This is a genomic window from Kocuria sp. CPCC 205235 (assembly GCF_040980905.1).
Lineage (GTDB): Bacteria > Actinomycetota > Actinomycetes > Actinomycetales > Micrococcaceae > Kocuria > Kocuria carniphila.
Genome location: NZ_JAVKPR010000027.1, coordinates 1 through 15854 on the forward strand (window position 1 = coordinate 1; position 15854 = coordinate 15854).

16 protein-coding genes are annotated in these 15854 nt (G+C 64.3%); 9 read left to right on the forward strand and 7 right to left on the reverse strand.

Translation table 11 applies throughout. The annotated features are described in order from the left end of the window. Positions 1–342: 342 nt before the first annotated feature. Genes RF638_RS13900 through RF638_RS13910 form a run of 3 tightly spaced genes read right to left on the reverse strand, consistent with a single transcriptional unit; the run spans position 343 to position 3446 of the window. Positions 343–1848, reverse strand: a complete 1506-nt coding sequence (locus RF638_RS13900; RefSeq protein ID WP_259914448.1) for a tripartite tricarboxylate transporter permease — start codon at positions 1846–1848, stop codon at positions 343–345. Next, a complete protein-coding gene (locus RF638_RS13905) occupies positions 1849–2415 on the reverse strand; it encodes a tripartite tricarboxylate transporter TctB family protein (RefSeq protein WP_095798706.1) in 567 nt (188 codons plus the stop codon). Beyond that, the gene (locus RF638_RS13910; RefSeq protein WP_368842269.1) at positions 2412–3446 is read right to left on the reverse strand and encodes a tripartite tricarboxylate transporter substrate binding protein; all 1035 of its coding nucleotides are present in this window, start codon (positions 3444–3446) and stop codon (positions 2412–2414) included. The genes RF638_RS13905 and RF638_RS13910 overlap by 4 nt, the downstream gene beginning before the upstream one ends. A gap of 163 nt (positions 3447–3609) precedes the next feature. On the opposite strand from RF638_RS13910, the gene RF638_RS13915 reads away from it, so the two are divergent. The 6 genes from RF638_RS13915 (at position 3610) to RF638_RS13940 (ending at position 9189) form a co-directional block, all read left to right on the forward strand. Further along, complete coding sequence (locus RF638_RS13915; RefSeq protein WP_095798704.1) at positions 3610–3960, forward strand: universal stress protein; 351 nt, start codon at positions 3610–3612, stop codon at positions 3958–3960. Between the two features lie 31 nt (positions 3961–3991). Further along, positions 3992–4510, forward strand: coding sequence for a hypothetical protein (locus RF638_RS13920; protein WP_129702041.1), 519 nt, complete (start codon positions 3992–3994; stop codon positions 4508–4510). A 150-nt stretch (positions 4511–4660) separates the two neighbouring features. Then, the gene (locus RF638_RS13925) at positions 4661–5971 is read left to right on the forward strand and encodes an MATE family efflux transporter (RefSeq protein WP_368842275.1); all 1311 of its coding nucleotides are present in this window, start codon (positions 4661–4663) and stop codon (positions 5969–5971) included. A gap of 128 nt (positions 5972–6099) precedes the next feature. Continuing rightward, the gene (locus RF638_RS13930) at positions 6100–7095 is read left to right on the forward strand and encodes a universal stress protein (RefSeq protein WP_095798702.1); all 996 of its coding nucleotides are present in this window, start codon (positions 6100–6102) and stop codon (positions 7093–7095) included. Positions 7096–7142: 47 nt separating this feature from the next. Continuing rightward, positions 7143–8033: a universal stress protein gene (locus RF638_RS13935; RefSeq protein ID WP_095798701.1), complete on the forward strand. Its 891-nt coding sequence runs from the start codon at positions 7143–7145 to the stop codon at positions 8031–8033. A gap of 142 nt (positions 8034–8175) precedes the next feature. Continuing rightward, positions 8176–9189 carry a YgcG family protein gene (locus RF638_RS13940; RefSeq protein ID WP_095798700.1) on the forward strand — a complete coding sequence of 338 codons (1014 nt, stop codon included), beginning with the start codon at positions 8176–8178 and terminating at the stop codon, positions 9187–9189. Positions 9190–9435: 246 nt separating this feature from the next. Here RF638_RS13940 and RF638_RS13945 read toward each other — a convergent pair whose 3' ends face one another. From RF638_RS13945 to pdxS, 4 genes are all read right to left on the reverse strand, one after another. Next, the gene (locus tag RF638_RS13945; protein WP_238663264.1) at positions 9436–10509 is read right to left on the reverse strand and encodes an XRE family transcriptional regulator; all 1074 of its coding nucleotides are present in this window, start codon (positions 10507–10509) and stop codon (positions 9436–9438) included. 37 nt (positions 10510–10546) lie between these two features. Then, the gene (locus RF638_RS13950) at positions 10547–11218 is read right to left on the reverse strand and encodes a hypothetical protein (RefSeq protein ID WP_095798699.1); all 672 of its coding nucleotides are present in this window, start codon (positions 11216–11218) and stop codon (positions 10547–10549) included. Positions 11219–11281: 63 nt separating this feature from the next. Next, positions 11282–12070, reverse strand: a complete 789-nt coding sequence (gene pdxT / locus RF638_RS13955) for a pyridoxal 5'-phosphate synthase glutaminase subunit PdxT (RefSeq protein WP_368842270.1) — start codon at positions 12068–12070, stop codon at positions 11282–11284. Continuing rightward, entirely contained in the window at positions 12067–12996 is a 930-nt protein-coding gene (pdxS, locus tag RF638_RS13960; RefSeq protein WP_368842271.1) for a pyridoxal 5'-phosphate synthase lyase subunit PdxS, read from the reverse strand. Before pdxS ends, pdxT begins: the two co-directional genes overlap by 4 nt. An 80-nt stretch (positions 12997–13076) precedes the next feature. On the opposite strand from pdxS, the gene RF638_RS13965 reads away from it, so the two are divergent. From RF638_RS13965 to RF638_RS13975, 3 genes are all read left to right on the forward strand, one after another. After that, complete coding sequence (locus RF638_RS13965) at positions 13077–14615, forward strand: PLP-dependent aminotransferase family protein (RefSeq protein ID WP_259914499.1); 1539 nt, start codon at positions 13077–13079, stop codon at positions 14613–14615. A gap of 83 nt (positions 14616–14698) precedes the next feature. Further along, positions 14699–15352: a DUF308 domain-containing protein gene (locus RF638_RS13970; protein ID WP_368842272.1), complete on the forward strand. Its 654-nt coding sequence runs from the start codon at positions 14699–14701 to the stop codon at positions 15350–15352. Between the two features lie 47 nt (positions 15353–15399). Further along, positions 15400–15852: a hypothetical protein gene (locus RF638_RS13975; RefSeq protein ID WP_129702049.1), complete on the forward strand. Its 453-nt coding sequence runs from the start codon at positions 15400–15402 to the stop codon at positions 15850–15852. The last annotated feature ends 2 nt before the right edge of the window (positions 15853–15854 follow it).

Genomic DNA, 15854 nt, shown 5'->3' on the forward strand with positions numbered 1-15854 from the left:
CCCAGGCCTCACAACACGCGCTCCGGAACGTCCCCGCGCACCCCGCTACCCATGCTCATTTGTGAAGGGCCGCATTGAGACGGTTGTTGGCGATGAAACGTGGCAAGCCATGGAAATGGCACTCTCGCGCGACGTGTGGCTGCGGAATGACCACACGAGTTCATTTCACTGAAGTCTTAAGTGAGGAAACTGCAGCACCGAAGTCTCCGGTGAGGGAAGTGCGTCGAATTTGGTTGAATTCAGCACTTACATCACATGAGACCGCGAAGCTGCAGTTTCCTCACTTCAGGTTGAGGTGTGGTGCGTCTACCTCACATGGCATCGCACGGTGGCAGAACCCGTCTACGTATCCCGCCTGGTCCGGCTCGTGATCTTGCTCCGCAGGGTCAGCAGCAGCACGACTGCCAGCAGACCGTACAGCGTGAGCACGATCGGGCCCTGCACGAGTACGGAGGCGTCACCGTTGGCGCTGATGAGCGCATCGCGCAAGCTGGTTTCAGCCAACGGGCCGAGCACCATGCCAATGATGAGCGGCGCCAGCGGGTAGTCGTGCATGCGCATCAGGAAGCCCACGATGCCCACGCCCAGCAGCAGGAGCAGGTCGAACGTCGAACCGGAGGTCGCATAGATGCCCAGGCCACAGAACACCGTGATGCCCGCGTACAGGTAGTGGCGCGGAATCAGCAGGAGCTTGGCCCACACCATGGCGAACGGCAGGTTGATGATCAGCAGCACGATCATCGCGATGAAGAAGCTCGCCAGCAGCGCCCACACCAGATCGGGTGCGCGCTCGAACAGCAGCGGGCCTGGCTGCAGGCCGTACTGACGGAACGCCGCGAGCATGATGGCCGCGGTCGCGGAGATCGGCAGGCCCAGCGCCAGCAGTGCGCCCATGGCCATACCGGTCGTCGAGTTACCAGCGGCCTCGGGTGCGGCCAGGCCGCGGATGGCGCCCTTGCCGAATTGTGGGTCGTGACGACGTCGATCCAGCTTGCGTTCCGCTCCATACGCCAAGAACGTGGGGATCTCGGAACCACCCGCAGGGATCACGCCGAACGGAAGACCGATGGCCGTGCCGCGAGCCCATGCAGGGGCGGCCTCTCGAAGCTCTTTCCTGCTCAACCACGGGCGACCCTTCGAACGGATCATCTGACCTTCACGCTGGAAGCGGGCAATCGTGGCGAAGTAGATGACCTCGCCCAGAGCCAGCACCGCCACGGTGACGGTGACTAGCGAGATGCCGTCGAAGAGGAACGGTGAGTCCATGGTGAAACGGGGGATACCCGTGACGCCGTCGATACCCACCACGGCAATACCCAGGCCGAACGCGAGGGACAGTAGACCCTTGACTGCAGAGTCCGTCACCACGGATGACGTGGCCATGAACGCGAACAGCGCCAAGGCGAAGAACTCCGCCGGCCCGAATTGCGTGGAGAATTCCGCGAGGAACGGCGCCAGGAACACCACCACTCCGGAGGCGATGAAGCCACCCACGAATGCACCGATGGCTGCGGTAGCGAGTGCCTGCGGGGCGCGCCCATTCAGGGCCATCTTGTGCCCCTCGAACGTTGAGGCAATGGCAGACGCCTGCCCCGGAGTGTTCATGAGGATGCCCATGGTGGAGTCACCGAACAGGCCACCGAAGTACACGCCGGAGAACATGATGAACGCCGCGGTGGGCTCCAGGGCGAAGGTCACGGGCAAGAGCAGAGCCACGGCCATGGAGGAGCCCAGGCCGGGCATGACGCCCACGGCGGTGCCCAGGAAACAACCCAGCACCACCCAGAACAGGTTCTGCCAGGTGAGGGCTCCAGCGAAGCCCTCCATGAGTAAGGACAGAGTCTCCATTTAGAAGCCACCCCCAAGAAGTCCGGAGGGCAGCGAGAGCCCCAGTGCCATGTCGAACGCGATGTACGCAATGGAGCTCACGGTCAGCCCGACGATCAACGAGAACAGAGGCCGTTTAGACCCGAACCCACGCGCCACACACCAGAACAACAGCGCAGCGCCAAGGATCCACCCCAAGAATTCCAGGAGAAGGGAGAAAGCCAAGAAGCCGCCGATGACCCACACGAGTGAACGCCACGAGAAGGCGGCGGGAGCGGCGTCGTCGGTGGTGCCCAGCGAACCGCTGGACCAGTGACGGAAGATGCTGATGACTTCCACTACCACCAGGACGTAAATGACGCCGGTGATGATGGCGGGGAAGAAGCGCGGGCCCGGGAAGTCCACGGAATCCGGGACCTCCATCATCAACATGCCCACCAGGAGATAGGTGGCGAACGCGGCGAGCACCAGCGGCATGGTGAGTGCTTGAAGCAGGGAGCCTGCCGAGCGTGAACTCCGGTCGACGGGACGCTCGGAATCTGCCCGGGGTGCGGGTGCCGAGGATTCGGAAACCGATGCGTGGCTCATACTCCCAACTCCTTGTACAGCGCAGTGATTCGCTCGGTCTCGTCCTTGATGAACTGCGTGAGCTCGTCGCCGGTGATCACGTTCTCGTTCCAGTTGTAGCGCTCGATGGCTTCGCGCCATTCGGGAGTTTCGATCGTCTCCAGCACGATGTTCTCCAGCTCTTGTTTCTCGTCATCGGTGATGCCGCCGGGGGCCATCAGGATGCGCCAGTTGGCCAGAGTAACGTCATAGCCCTGCTCCACGGTGGTCGGGATGTCGCTGCCCTCCAGGGGTTCCTCGGCCACGAGCGCGAGCGCGCGGAGTCGGCCGGACTCGATCTGGTCGATGGAGTCCGGGTATCCGCTGGCTGCCGCGGCAACGGTGCCGTTGAGCAGTGCTTGCGTGGACTCGCCGCCGCCGTCCGAGGACACGTAGATCATGTCCGCCGGTTTGATGCCGCCCGCAATGGCCATTTCGGTGACCACCAGTTGGTCGAAGGAGCCACCGCCGGTCCACGGAACATTGCCCGGATTCTGCGCCCAGGCCTTCATGAGGTCGTCCAGGGTCTTGTACGGGGAGTCGGCCGGGACCACGATCACGTCGTACTCCTCGAGCGTCACGGCCAGGGGGTTGACGTCCTCGTACTTGGTGGCGGAATCGTACTGAATGGTCGCGGCGAGCTGACCGGTGCCACCGACCATCAGGTTGTTCGCATCGCCGTCCAGAACGGACAGGTTGCCCAGCGCGATAGTTCCGCCGGCGCCCGGCATGTTGACCACCTGGGTGTTGTTGATGATGCTGTTCGCTCGCTGCGCCTGCTGCATTTCGCGAGCCACGGTGTCCCAACCGCCGCCGGCCGCCGCCGGGGCGATGATGGTCATGCTCGAGCGGAGGTTGTTGCCGCCGGAGGCTGAGGAAATGGATCCGGTCACGGCGGTCCCAATGGCGCCAGCCGCGATCAGTCCTCCGATCCCGTACGTGATGAACTGCCGACGATTCGGCGGAGGCTTCTCGACCAAACTGGTCTCCTGAATCAAGTGCACTGATGGCATGCGGACCGGCCACCTGAGAGCGGCCTGGGATTGTGACCTAGAATACACATAAGCTCATCTGGGAAAGTAGTAATTCTCAGGTGTGGCGCACGATTTTGGTAACACGACGCCATGACGCCGAGCGCACCGTTCAGGTCCTTAAATCGAGGAGTAGTTTCCAGTAATGACCATCATCCTTGCCAGCGCAGACACCCCCGCCGGGCACGCCGCCCGCGACTTCGCAATCGACGAAGCCCGACGCCGCGACGCAGACCTCATCGTGTTTCCCGTGGACGGTTCCACCCCGGACATCTCCGGCTACGGCTACGATCGCGTAACCCTGGAAAACGCCGACGGTCGCAGCAAGGACGCCGTGGGAGATCTCATCGACGCCACCAATCGCCCGGAAGTTGAAGCCGTGGTCGTGGGTGTGAAGCGCCGCAGTCCCGCGGGTAAGATCTTCCTGGGCTCGTCCGCCCAGCAGATCATCCTGGAGGCCGCTGTACCGGTGATCTCCGTCAAACCCGCCACCTGATCGGAGTAGGTCATTGCCACGCAGGATTCACGTGGGCGGTTCGCAGCGGGCCGTGTGGGGTGACCTGGGTCTGGAGTGCGAATCACCTGAACCTCCGCGCGTTGAAGTTGATGACGCGGTGTTGGCTCCTTATGCCTTTCTGCGGGAGCTCCACTACAAGGTTGCCGACGGCCCCAACACCGTTTCGATCGACTTCTCGGGTGGTGAGCCACGCACCGAAGAAGGGCACATCCCCGAAGGGCTCAGGGTCAACTGGGCGGGCTTCTTGATGGAGCTCGGGATGGGGAGAACCTTTTGGGAGGATCTGCACCCAACCCTCGTCGTCCAATGGATTCGTCTGGAGGGCCGGTACGCGATCTTCCAGCTCGTCGAGGGTGACGAATCCCGGGTCTACCGCTGTGACCTCGCCCTAGACCTTTCGCAGGAGGATGAGGGAATTCTTGAGGATCTCCAACAGGCGAGGACATATTGGTGGTACGACTTTTTCCCCGGCGGATCAATCAGCGGTATCCGTACAGCGTTCCCGAACGAGGACCCCCTACGATCATGAGCTGACCATCTACACCCCGTAGGCAACCCCCGGGCTCCCTACCCTGGCTACCCTGGACTGGTGCAGTCCGAACCCGAATCCCCAGCCACAGAACCCGCAAAAGCCAAAGAAGCGACAGCGCCCCGCGACACCCGCTCCCTCAACCGTCAGATCCTGGCGCTCACGGTTCCTGCGTTCGGTGCGTTGATTGCGGAGCCGCTGTTCCTGCTGGCGGATTCGGCAATTATCGGTCATCTGGGCACCGCGCAGCTCGCGGGCGTGGGGATCTCTGCGACCGTAGTGCAGACGGTGGTCGGGCTGATGGTCTTTCTCGCTTACTCGACAACTCCCGCCGTGGCACGCCACCTCGGCGGCGGTCGGCTCAAGCAGGCCCTCGAAGTCGGCCGTGACGGCCTGTGGACCGCCGCTGGTCTTGGCGTAGTTCTCGCCACCGCAGGCATCCTCGCTGGCAGGCCCCTGCTGCAAGCGCTGGGTGCGCGGGGCGAGGTGCTGGAGCACGCGACGTCGTACTTCGTGTGGTCCATGCCCGGGCTGCTGGCCATGCTCGTGGTGCTGGCCGCGATGGGCGTGCTGCGCGGACTGCAGGACACGAAAACTCCGCTGATCATCGCGGGAATCGGCGCGGCGGTGAACGCCGGGCTGAACGTCGTGCTCGTCTACGGCGCGGATCTGGGCGTGGCCGGCGCGGCGATGGGCACGAGCATGACCCAGTGGGGCATGGCGATTGCCTATCTAGTGCTCCTGGGCAAACAGTTCCGCAGGGAGAACGTGCGGCTGACCACCGGCTGGCGCGGCGTGCGTGGCCATCTCACGGTCGGCTCTTGGCTCATGCTCCGCACCCTCTCACTGCGCGCGGCAATCCTCGCGACCGTCGTGGTCGCCACCGCCCAGGGCGCGGAGAATCTGGCGGCGTACCAACTGACCATGACGGTCTTCAACTTTCTAGCCTTCGCTCTCGACGCGCTCGCGATCGCCGCCCAAGCCCTGCTGGGTAAGGAGCTGGGCGCCCGCGACCTAGGCCAACAGGGCGAGCGGGAAGGCGTACGCCACCTCATGCACCGCCTCATCCGCTGGGGGCTGGGATTCGGCGTGGTCACGGGCTTGATCGTGGGCTTTGTGGGTCCGCATCTGGGGTTCCTGTTCACGCAGTCGGAGAGCGTGCAGTACTTGTTCGGGATCGCGTTGATTGTGGTCGCGGTGGGGCAGCCGCTCGCGGCGTACGTGTTCGTGCTCGACGGCGTGCTGATCGGCGCCGGCGACGCCCGCTACTTGGCGCTCGCCGGCCTGATCAACATCGTGGTCTATGCGCCGCTGCTGTGGGCGGTCACGCACTTCGCCGGTGGCGGCACCGCGGGCATGGCCTGGCTGTGGATCGCGTACGCGGGCGGGTACATCGGCGCGCGGGCGCTCACGCTGGGTTGGCGGATTCGCAGCGACCGGTGGATGTACGCCATGGCCTGACCACATTCCGGTTTCGATCGACGACGACGCCGCTCGCCCCCTTCCCGGGGCGCCAACCGGGCGATTCGGCGGGCAAAACGAGTGGTGTGCGTCTCTATTTATGAGGGTGAATCGACTATCCTTAAGGCATGAACAAAGACGTTCCCAACACCAAGTCCGCATCCGTCAACGGCCCCGTCTTGGTGGGTATTGACGGTTCCGAAATCGCACTCCGCGCCCTGGACCGCGCCATTGAAGAAGCGCGTGTTCGTAACGTGGGCGTGCGCCTCATTGGAGCCTTCCCGGTGGTCGGTGTGGGAGATCCCGGCCTGGAGCGCCGCTTCCGCGAGGCAGTGACTGCCGAAAACGACCAGAACCTCAAAGCGGCTCAGGACCGCGTGGCGCAGGCCGACGTGAAAGTCGATACTGCCAGCGGCGAGGGCGATGCCGCCAAGGCCATCATCGAGGCCGCCAAGGATTGCAGCCTGGTGGTCATGGGTAAGCGCGGTAAAGGTGGCGCATTGCGTGGCCGCCTGGGTTCGGTGTCCGCAGCTGTAGCGGCTCACAGCCCCGTGCCCGTGATCGTTGTTCCGCCGCGCGAAGAGGATGACAGCTCCGATGTGGAGTCGGCTCGTGAGTCCGCCCACCACAAGGACGTCCACGTTTCTGAAGAGGAGTCCCAGGGCGGTACCCGGACCCCGGCTTCCGAGATGGACTTCACCGGATCGGTGGTGGTCGGCGTGGACGCTGCCGGTGAGAAGAACCCGGCCGTCGCGCAGGCCATCGAGTACGCCAAGGCCCACGGCTCCACCTTGAGCCTGGTCTCCGTGAACGGCGCCCTGTCCGGCACCCCGGACTGGTTCCAGGATCAGTACAACCAGACCTACTACTTCGACGAGTCCGTGCGGAAGCTCAACCAGATCGCCAAGGATATCGCGGAGCAGAACCCGGATCTGAAGGTCACTCGTCACGGGTTCCTGGGTCGTCCCGGTCGCGTGCTGGTGCAGGCCACCCGTACCGCGGATCTGGTGGTGGTTGGCTCGCGCGGCATCGGTGGCTTCACCGGTCTGCTGCTCGGTTCCGTGTCCCAGTCCGTGCTCGGTGCGGCTGCCGGACCCGTCATGGTGGTTCCCAGCGGCAAGTGAGCCCCAACAGCATCCATTCACTACACACAGAAACAGGTGCGAAACAGATGTCACAACGAATCGTGGCGGCATACGACGGCTCCGACTACAGCGAACGCGCATTGGACTGGGCCATCCAGGAAGCAGCAGCTCAGGAGATCCCGCTGAAGATCGTGGTCTCCACCGGTCGCCCCGTGGGTGTGGATCAGTCCCTGTACGGCCCCTTCCTGGATGCAGTGCAGGAAGAATCCGAGAAGCTCGCTCGTGCGGCCGTGGCCAAGGCCAAGGATGCCGGTGTGCAGGTGCAGGGCATCATCGAGCGCGGTGACGCCGCGGGTGTGATCGTGTACGAGGCCAAGGATTCCTCCCTGGTGGTCATGGGCAAGCGTGGCCGACATGGCGTGCGCGGCCGCGTCGGTTCGGTTTCGGCCGCGACCGCCTCGCACTCACCGGTTCCCGTGGTGATCCTGCCGGAGAGTTGGAACCCGGCTCAGCGTGAATCCCGCTCGGAGGACGAATCCTTCGAGGGCGCCGTGGTGGTTGGCGTGGACAAGCTCGGTGCCAAGAACAAGGCCGTGCACGTGGCCGCCGATTACGCTCGGGCCCACGGTCTCACCCTCGCCGTGGTCAGCGTGGTTCCGACCACCAGCTACCTGCCCATGAACTCCTCCGAGTTGGAGCGCGCGGTTCAGGAACAGCTGTTGGCTCCGGCCAAAGAGCTCACGGACCAGGTAGCGGCGGAACTCGGTGACAAGTACTCGGATCTGAACATCGTGACTCGCGTGCTGCAGGGCCGTCCGGCCGATGCTCTGGTGGATGCTTCCCGCACCGCTGACCTGCTGGTCATGGGTTCGCGCGGTTACGGCGGATTCCGCGGCCTGCTCATGGGCTCGGTCTCCCAATCCGTGCTGGCAGATACCGAGTCACCACTGATGATCGTGCCGAACCGCGAAAGCTAGGCAACCTGGCGCGGGGTAGTCTCCGTGCGACGTCGGCGTTCCGGCTCCACCGTGAGGCGGGGCGCCGATTTCATGCCCCGGGCTGATCCTTTGCGGGTTGCGCGGTGCCTACGCTGGGAGCAGTCGTACCCAAGGAGGCATCATGCTGACCCTGACGAGCTCGCGTTCCAGCAGCGTCTTTCGCTGGTTCGTGCTCTCCATCTTCGCGCTCCTCGCGGCGGTATCGCTGGTGGCCTGGTCCGCCGACGCCGCTCGCGCCGCCCAGGTGCCACCGCGCCCGGACTCCGGAGCGGTACTGGACCAGGCCGACATCCTCTCCGATACCGATGAGCAGCGGATCAACGAGAGGATCGGCCGCGGAAACGAACAGAACGAGTTCATCCGCGCGGCGGTGCTGACGGTGAACGGCGTTGACGGCGATTTCGAAGACTTCACCCGGCAAACCGCTCGCGAATGGGGCGTGGGGGAGGCCGGTCGGAACAACGGCGTGCTGATCGTCGCGGACATGGATGAGCGTGAACTGCGGATCGAGGTGGCCGACGGTGCCCGCGAGGTACTTTCGGACGCCACGGCGGAAGACATCATGGAAGACCAGCTGGAGCCCGGTTTCCGGGACGAGGAGTACGCCCAGGCCTTCACGGCGACCTTGGATTCGGTGTACGACCAATCCAACCCGGAGGCGGCGGCGCAGGCTGCCGCGGACCGCGAGCGGACGGGCAACATCGTCATGTGGGTGCTCCTCGGGATCGCGGGCCTGGTCGTGGCCGTGGTGGCTGGATCCATCGTGTGGTGGAGCAAGGACCAGAAGAAGGTTCGTGAGCAGGCCGACCGGGAGATCGAGCGGTATCAGTGTGAACACCCGGACGAGGAGATCTCGGACGAGGTGCGCAAGCGGTACTACAAGTACCGCTCGAACCACCGCAAACCGCCCAAGGACAGCAAGAAACCGCCCAAGGCCAAGGATCAAGATGGCGTGGAGCGGGATGTGCAGTACGCATCCACGTTCCAGAGCTGGCTGCCGCTCTACGTGATGTACCCGGCCATTTACAGCGGCACCAACCACTCCATTTCGTCGAGCGGCTCGTCCGGCTCGGCTGGCACATCGTTCGGAGGCGGCGGAGGATTCAGTGGCGGAGGCGCGTCCGGAAGCTTCTGACCGGGAACGCCAGTTCTAACGCGGACACCTGGGACATCTCGGGCAGAGCTTCGCACCTAAGCCGGACTCCCGTGACATCTGGGGCAGCGTTTCGCATGGTAGGAGGATCCCCCAGACATCTAGGGCAGAGCTTCGCGTCGAGGGCGTGCCTTGGTGACATCTGGGGCACCATTCCGCATGGCCGACATTATTGGCAGAGGTACGCAGCGTTTCCGGTCGAATCAATGCGTACCTCTGCCAAATTTGTCAGCGCACTAGGTGTAGGTGTCTTCGTGGCGATGGATCGGGCTGCGGATTGACTTGAGGGCCCTCCTTCGGTGCCGTCGCCCCGACCACTCGCAGCTGGGACCCCAGTGTTAACGCGTGAACATCATCCGCGGGCAGCGAGAGTTCTGAAGCGATTCGATCCACGTCAACCTGGCCGTGCTTCTCGGACGCGAAAACCTGCGGAAAGACCTTGGATTGCTCGAAGTGGTCCATGCCGTTGGGCTCTCCGGTTCGATAACCTAGTTGACCCAGCTTGTTGCACGTTGTGCGGTAGATCCAATCCGTCATCCGACCAGCTTTATGGACCGCGTAGGTCAACGCCATGGCCGATACCTTGAACGCGTTCTTGATCTTGAAAATGTCGTCGATCGTGGGGTTCCTCGGGAGGTACTCAGCGATACTGTCCCGGGGGATCAAGAACTCTGACGCAAACCTGTTGGCCTCGTCTTCTTGCTGGGATGTGGTTTCCACCTCACGATGCTTGTGAAGGACTAGGTGTCCGAGCTCGTGGGCAACGTCGAATCGAGTGCGCTCAGGAGTCTTTCGCCGAGCCAGGAACATATAGGGAACATCCCCGTGCCACAGGGAGTAGGCATCGACGGATTCGGCAAGGGGTGGCAAACCGAATACGCGGATGCCATGGGATTCGCAGAGCTGAATCGAATTGGGTAGAGGTTTAGTTCCTAACCCCCATGCCTCACGGAGCATGATGGCGGCCAATTGAGGTGTCTCCTCACCGAGCTGAGGCACATCGATTTTGGGCAGCACGAAATGACCTGAGATCCAGTCATTGACCTCCATGCCGGAGGCGCCCGCAGCGATCGCGGCGTCTCGCTCACTCCGGGTCGTGGATCGGCCAGCTCGAAAATTCACGCCGTGGGATTCAACGCTGGGTGCACGGGAGCGTGAGAAGTAGTCACTTGGGAATTCGAGAGCGGAGGCTAGCGGTTCCGTTGTGGCGCGCGGGGCTCCCCGAGTTTCGTACTTGTGGATCGTGCGCTCGGTGACGTCCAAGATGTTAGCCAACTCGACCTTGGTCAACCCTCTTCGCATTCGAGCGAGCGTGATGCGGTCAGGACTCAGTAGCCCGTCAGGCGATGTTGAAGTCAACGTCACCCCCGCCAATGTCTGTGATGTTCGGTTCCAGCACCGTGTCATCTTGCAGCGGCGCGAGGATTACTCGGACGTCCCAGCCCGTGAATTGGCCGAGTTGCTTGTCGAACCCCGAAGGGCGCGAAAGTTCACGACGGATTTCTCCCTCGGCCCGGTGATAAAGCAAGACCCATGCTCCCGACGGCGGCTGTTCGCTTGAGCTGAGGGGCTGGTCGATCATGGATAGGTCGCCTAGTGCGAAAAGCACTTGTTGATTTCGGTCTACCGAGTCGGCTGTGGCTCGACCCTTTCTGCGAGCGGCCTGGGGGACTACAAGTGGGTCAGGGTCTCCGGTCGCATTATTGCCGCCAGCCACAGAGATCTGGTACTTCCCGGTCGGGTCAACGGCAATTGGTCGATTCTGAGGATCCGTATAAGTCCAGTCCCCATCTTCAGTCAGACGTTGGCGAAGCATTGCCACGGTATTGGTCCAGCGGTTGATGCCCGCAGCGATGATAGGGGCATATTTACTTGTATTGCCCGAGGCGTTCTCACCAGTTGCGATCGCTTCATCAATTTGTGCGACGCGGAGACCCATACGCTCTAGGTACTCGGCGGCATTATCGGGATAAATAACAAGCGGCTGAGGAAGCGGTGCAAGCTGGCTCATGGTCGTCGGCCCTTCGGGATTGCTCGATGAAGTGCCTCAAATTATTGCACAAAACCGGAACGCCTATACGGCGGCTTCCAAGCGAACCAGACCCAACAATTCCTCGTGCACCGTGACATCCCCGGTGAGTTCGGGGTGGAAGCTGATGGCCAGGATATTGCTCTGCCGCACCGCGACCACGGACTCCTGATAGCGAGCCAGCACCTCTACACCGTCACCGACTCGAGTCACTGCGGGCGCGCGAATGAATGCCGCACGGACGACGCCGCTCGGGGCCAACGCGACGTCGGCATCCGAAGCGGCGCGGCCGGAAACAAGGTCGAACGCCCGTCCAAGGTGGCCAGTAACGGCATCAGTCACATCGACGTGACCTTCTGCGGTATCGCCCGTATCCGCGTGACTAGCTGAGTCGCCGGGGTGGGAGTCGAGGTGGTCGGGAGTCGTTGAAGGACCCATCCACTCCAACAGCACCTCCGCCGAGTCCACCTGCGAACCGAACGCGTTCCGAGCCACTGTCACATCCAGCACTCCCAGCGACTGTTGTCCCGGCGCCGGATCTTCGATCTGGGAGGCGAGCATGATGAGCCCCGCACACGTGCCCAGGACCGGCAGCCCCGCTGCGATCACTTCCCGCAGCGGACCGAACAGTCCGAACGCCCTGCACAGCCGATCCATGGCGGAGGACTCGCCCCCAGGGAGGACGAGCGCGTCGACGACCGGAGCGCCGTCGTCGCCCACGAGATCCGAAGCGGACCGGACGCGAATCGCCCGGGCACCCAGCGACTCGAGCATCGCCAGGTGCTCGGCCACCCCGCCCTGGAGGGCGAGAACACCGACGACCGGTTGGGTCACCAGCCGCGCTCCGCGAGGCGGTGCGGTGCGGCCAGGTCAGCCACGTTGATGCCTACCATGGCTTCGCCCAGGCCGCGGGAGGCTTCGGCGATGCGGGCGGGGTCGTCGTAGTAGGCGGTCGCGGCCACGATGGCGCGGGCGCGTTCGGCCGGGTTGCCGGACTTGAAGATGCCCGAGCCCACGAACACGCCGTCTGCGCCCAGCTGCATCATCATTGCGGCGTCCGCGGGAGTGGCGATGCCGCCGGCGGTGAACAGCACCACGGGGAGCTTGCCGGTGCGAGCCACCTCGACGACCAGTTCATACGGGGCGGACAGTTCCTTGGCCTTGACGTAGAGGGCGTCCGGGGAGACGTTGTAGAGGCCCTGCAGTTCGGCGATTTGCGAGCGGATGGTGCGGATGTGGCGGGTCGCCTCGGAAACGTCGCCGGTGCCGGCCTCACCCTTGGAACGGATCATCGCCGCGCCCTCGGTGATGCGGCGCAGCGCCTCGCCCAGGTTGGTCGCACCACACACGAACGGCACGGTGAAGCGGTGCTTGTCGATGTGATTGACGAAGTCAGCGGGGGATAGCACCTCGGACTCGTCGATGTAGTCCACCTTCAGATGCTCCAGAACCTGCGCCTCCACGAAGTGGCCGATGCGCGCCTTGGCCATCACCGGAATGGATACGGTATCGATGATTTGCTCGATCAGATCCGGGTCGCTCATGCGGGCCACGCCACCCTGGGCGCGGATATCCGCGGGCACGCGTTCGAGCGCCATCACGGCAACGGCGCCGGAATCTTCGGCGATTTTGGCCTGCTCGGCGGTGACCACGTCCATGATCACACCGCCCTTGAGCATGTCGGCCAGCCCGCTCTTGACGAGCTTGGATCCGGTCACGGGGGTCTTGTTGTCAGCGGGAGAGTGCACGGTGTGAGTCATGCTGACCATGCTGCTCGTGAAAGTGGCCCGGTAACAGATCCATAATTGAGTAATTCCAGTAGTCCACTTTGGAGGAACACATGCGGCATGCGCGCGCGGTGGATGTGCCGCTGTCGGTCGACCGGTCTTCGGGCGTCTCGCTCGGCGAGCAACTCGTCGGTCAAGTCCGTGACCTGGTAGCGCGTGGAGTCCTGTGCGCGGGTGATCCGTTGCCGTCCTCGCGGGTGTTGGCGGAGCGGCTGGGGATCTCGCGCGGCACGGTGGTCACGGCGTGGGACGTTCTCGCGGGGGAGGGGTACCTCACCGCCGACCGCGGAGCCACGCGCATTGCCCCGGACGTTCGCGTGGTCCCCGCGGCGAGCGAACTCCCCATTTCGACGACGCCGCCCCGCTCCACCCGCACGCGACGTAGCGTTCCAGATACGGGTCAGATCGACCTGCGGCCCGGCAAAGCGGTCATCGCCGAACTGGACACCCCGGCCTGGCGGGGTGCGTGGCGAGATGCCGCAAGTGCCGATGCGGGAGCCGTGCCGTTGCGGCAGCACCTGGCCGACTACTTGCGATTGAACCGAGGGGTGGTGAGAGAACCGGACGACATTGTCATCACTGCGGGCGCCCGTGACGGTCTGCAGCTGGTGCTGCGAGTCCTGGGCGCACTGCGCGGACGCCGCCTACGCGTGGCCGTGGAAGACCCCGGCTACTCCGCACTGCGCCGGGTCGTGGAAGCCACCGGGCACATTGCGATACCGATTCCCGTGGACGAGTTCGGCCTGAACCCGGGCAGTCTCCCCACCGGCGAGTGGGCGGGAACAGGTACGTGGGATGTGGTCGAAACTCCGGACGCAGTGGTCGTGACGCCGGGCCATCAGTACCCGCTGGGCGGCACTATGCCCGTGAGCCGGAGGTTGGAACTGTTGCGATGGGCTCGGGGGCACAGGGCCGTGGTCATCGAGGACGACTACGACTCCGAGCTGCGCTACACCGGCCAACCCTTGCCCGCGCTCGCCGCCCTGGATGCCGATCGGGACACCGTGGTCACCCTCGGCAGCTTTACCAAGGTGCTGGGCAACGGGGTGGGCGTGGGACACCTGGTGGCACCCGATGACCTGCTTCCGAGGCTGCACACCTTGCGCGCGGAGCTGGGATCCCCGGTCTCGGCCGTGGCTCAGCGAGCGATCGCTCGGTTCATGGACTCGGGTCACTTGCAGCGCCACACCGCTCGGATGCGCCGCGCCTATCGCCGACGCCGCTCGCTCATCGCCCACGCGCTCGCGGACCTTCCCGACGTGGCCGTGGTGCCCATGGCCGGTGGTTCGCACGCCGTGATCGAGGTGCCGGACGAAGCTGCGGCGGTCACGGGGGCGGCCCAACGTGGAGTTCTGGTCAGTGGGCTGGGAGAGTACTGGGCGGCGTCGGCGTCCAGATCAGGAGCGCGCGCAATGACGCACGCCAGGGATGCGGCAGAAGTGGCACCGGCCGAACCGCGCGCAGACCCGCGCGAGGGGCTGGTGCTGGGGCTGACGGCGGCGGACGCGGATCTGGAAAAAGGAATGCGAGTACTGCGGGACGTACTCAAGCCGCACCCGAGGAAACATCGGGCCCAGCACGGGCGCCGGTGAACACCAAGTTCTGTTCCCGGACGGCCCGTAGTTGTCTCCACTAGACTGGCCCGGTCCCACCCCGCCAATGAGGAGTATTTCGCGTGTCTCAGCAGATCCCGTCCCCCCGCGGCGGAGCATCCGGCGGCCATCGCAACGGAACGGATGTGCGGCACGCTCTGTGGGTGCCCACGCTGGTTCGGGCCCTGGTCGCGCTGGTGTTCGGTGCGGTCACGATCTTCTGGCAGGAACCCACCGAGAACGCCGCACCGTGGGCCCTGGGCCTGTTCCTGGCCGGCACGGGTGGCGCGTGGCTGTTCCTGCACTTCCGCATGAAGGGCCGTGAGGACGTCGACCTCGGCTCCTTGGCCAATATCCCCCAGCTCGCGGGAATCCTGTACATTCTGGGCGGCGCGCTCGTCGCGATCATGGCACCGCAGAACTGGCTGTTCGTGCTGCTGGCCACCATGGTGCTCGGCCTCTGCGGCATTCTCGAACTCGCCCTGGGCCTGCGGCTCCGCCAGAGCTTCCCGCTCGGCAGGGACTGGACCCTCAGCGGTCTGGTGACCGTGGGCGCAGGTATGGGCATGATGCTCATGGAGACCCTGGGGACCAAAGCGGAGCTGGGCGTTGTGGGTGGCGCGGCCATCATCATCGGCGTTACCCAGTTCATTGCGGCCCTGAGTTTGCGGCACGATGCGCTTGCAGCGGACCGCGCGGGCTCTCCGGAGAACGGCCAGCCGAAGCGCGTAGACTGATCAGTCGATCTGAACAATTTCTCGCAAGTTTTCGCAGGAGGATTCACGTGGCCCAGCGCACCGAGCACAACGGCCGTCGCAAGACTGATATCAAGGGTCCCCTTGTCATCTCAGCCGTGCTGGCAGTCGTCGCCTTCGTGGTGGTCTCGGTAGCGGCCGCGGGCGGTACCGACAACGCCGCACGTGTGGGGCTGGGCCTGATCGCCGCGGGTATCGCATTCATCGCGTCCGTGGTCGTGTGCTCCACGCTCATGCTCCTGGAGAAGCCCAACGACCCCGAACTCGGTCAGGGCACCGGCGTGAACCGTTCCTCGGCCAAATTGTTCGCGGAGAACAAGGCCCGCCGTCAGGCCGAGCAGGCACGTGGCGAGGGTTCGGGGACCGCGTCACCCCGCAAGACTTCCGGTGCTGCCGACTCCAAGACCAACGGTGAACCCCAGTACGGCCAGCGCGTGCGCCCCGATACCAAGGGTGAGGAACCGGGGTCGAGCGCTCGCTGATC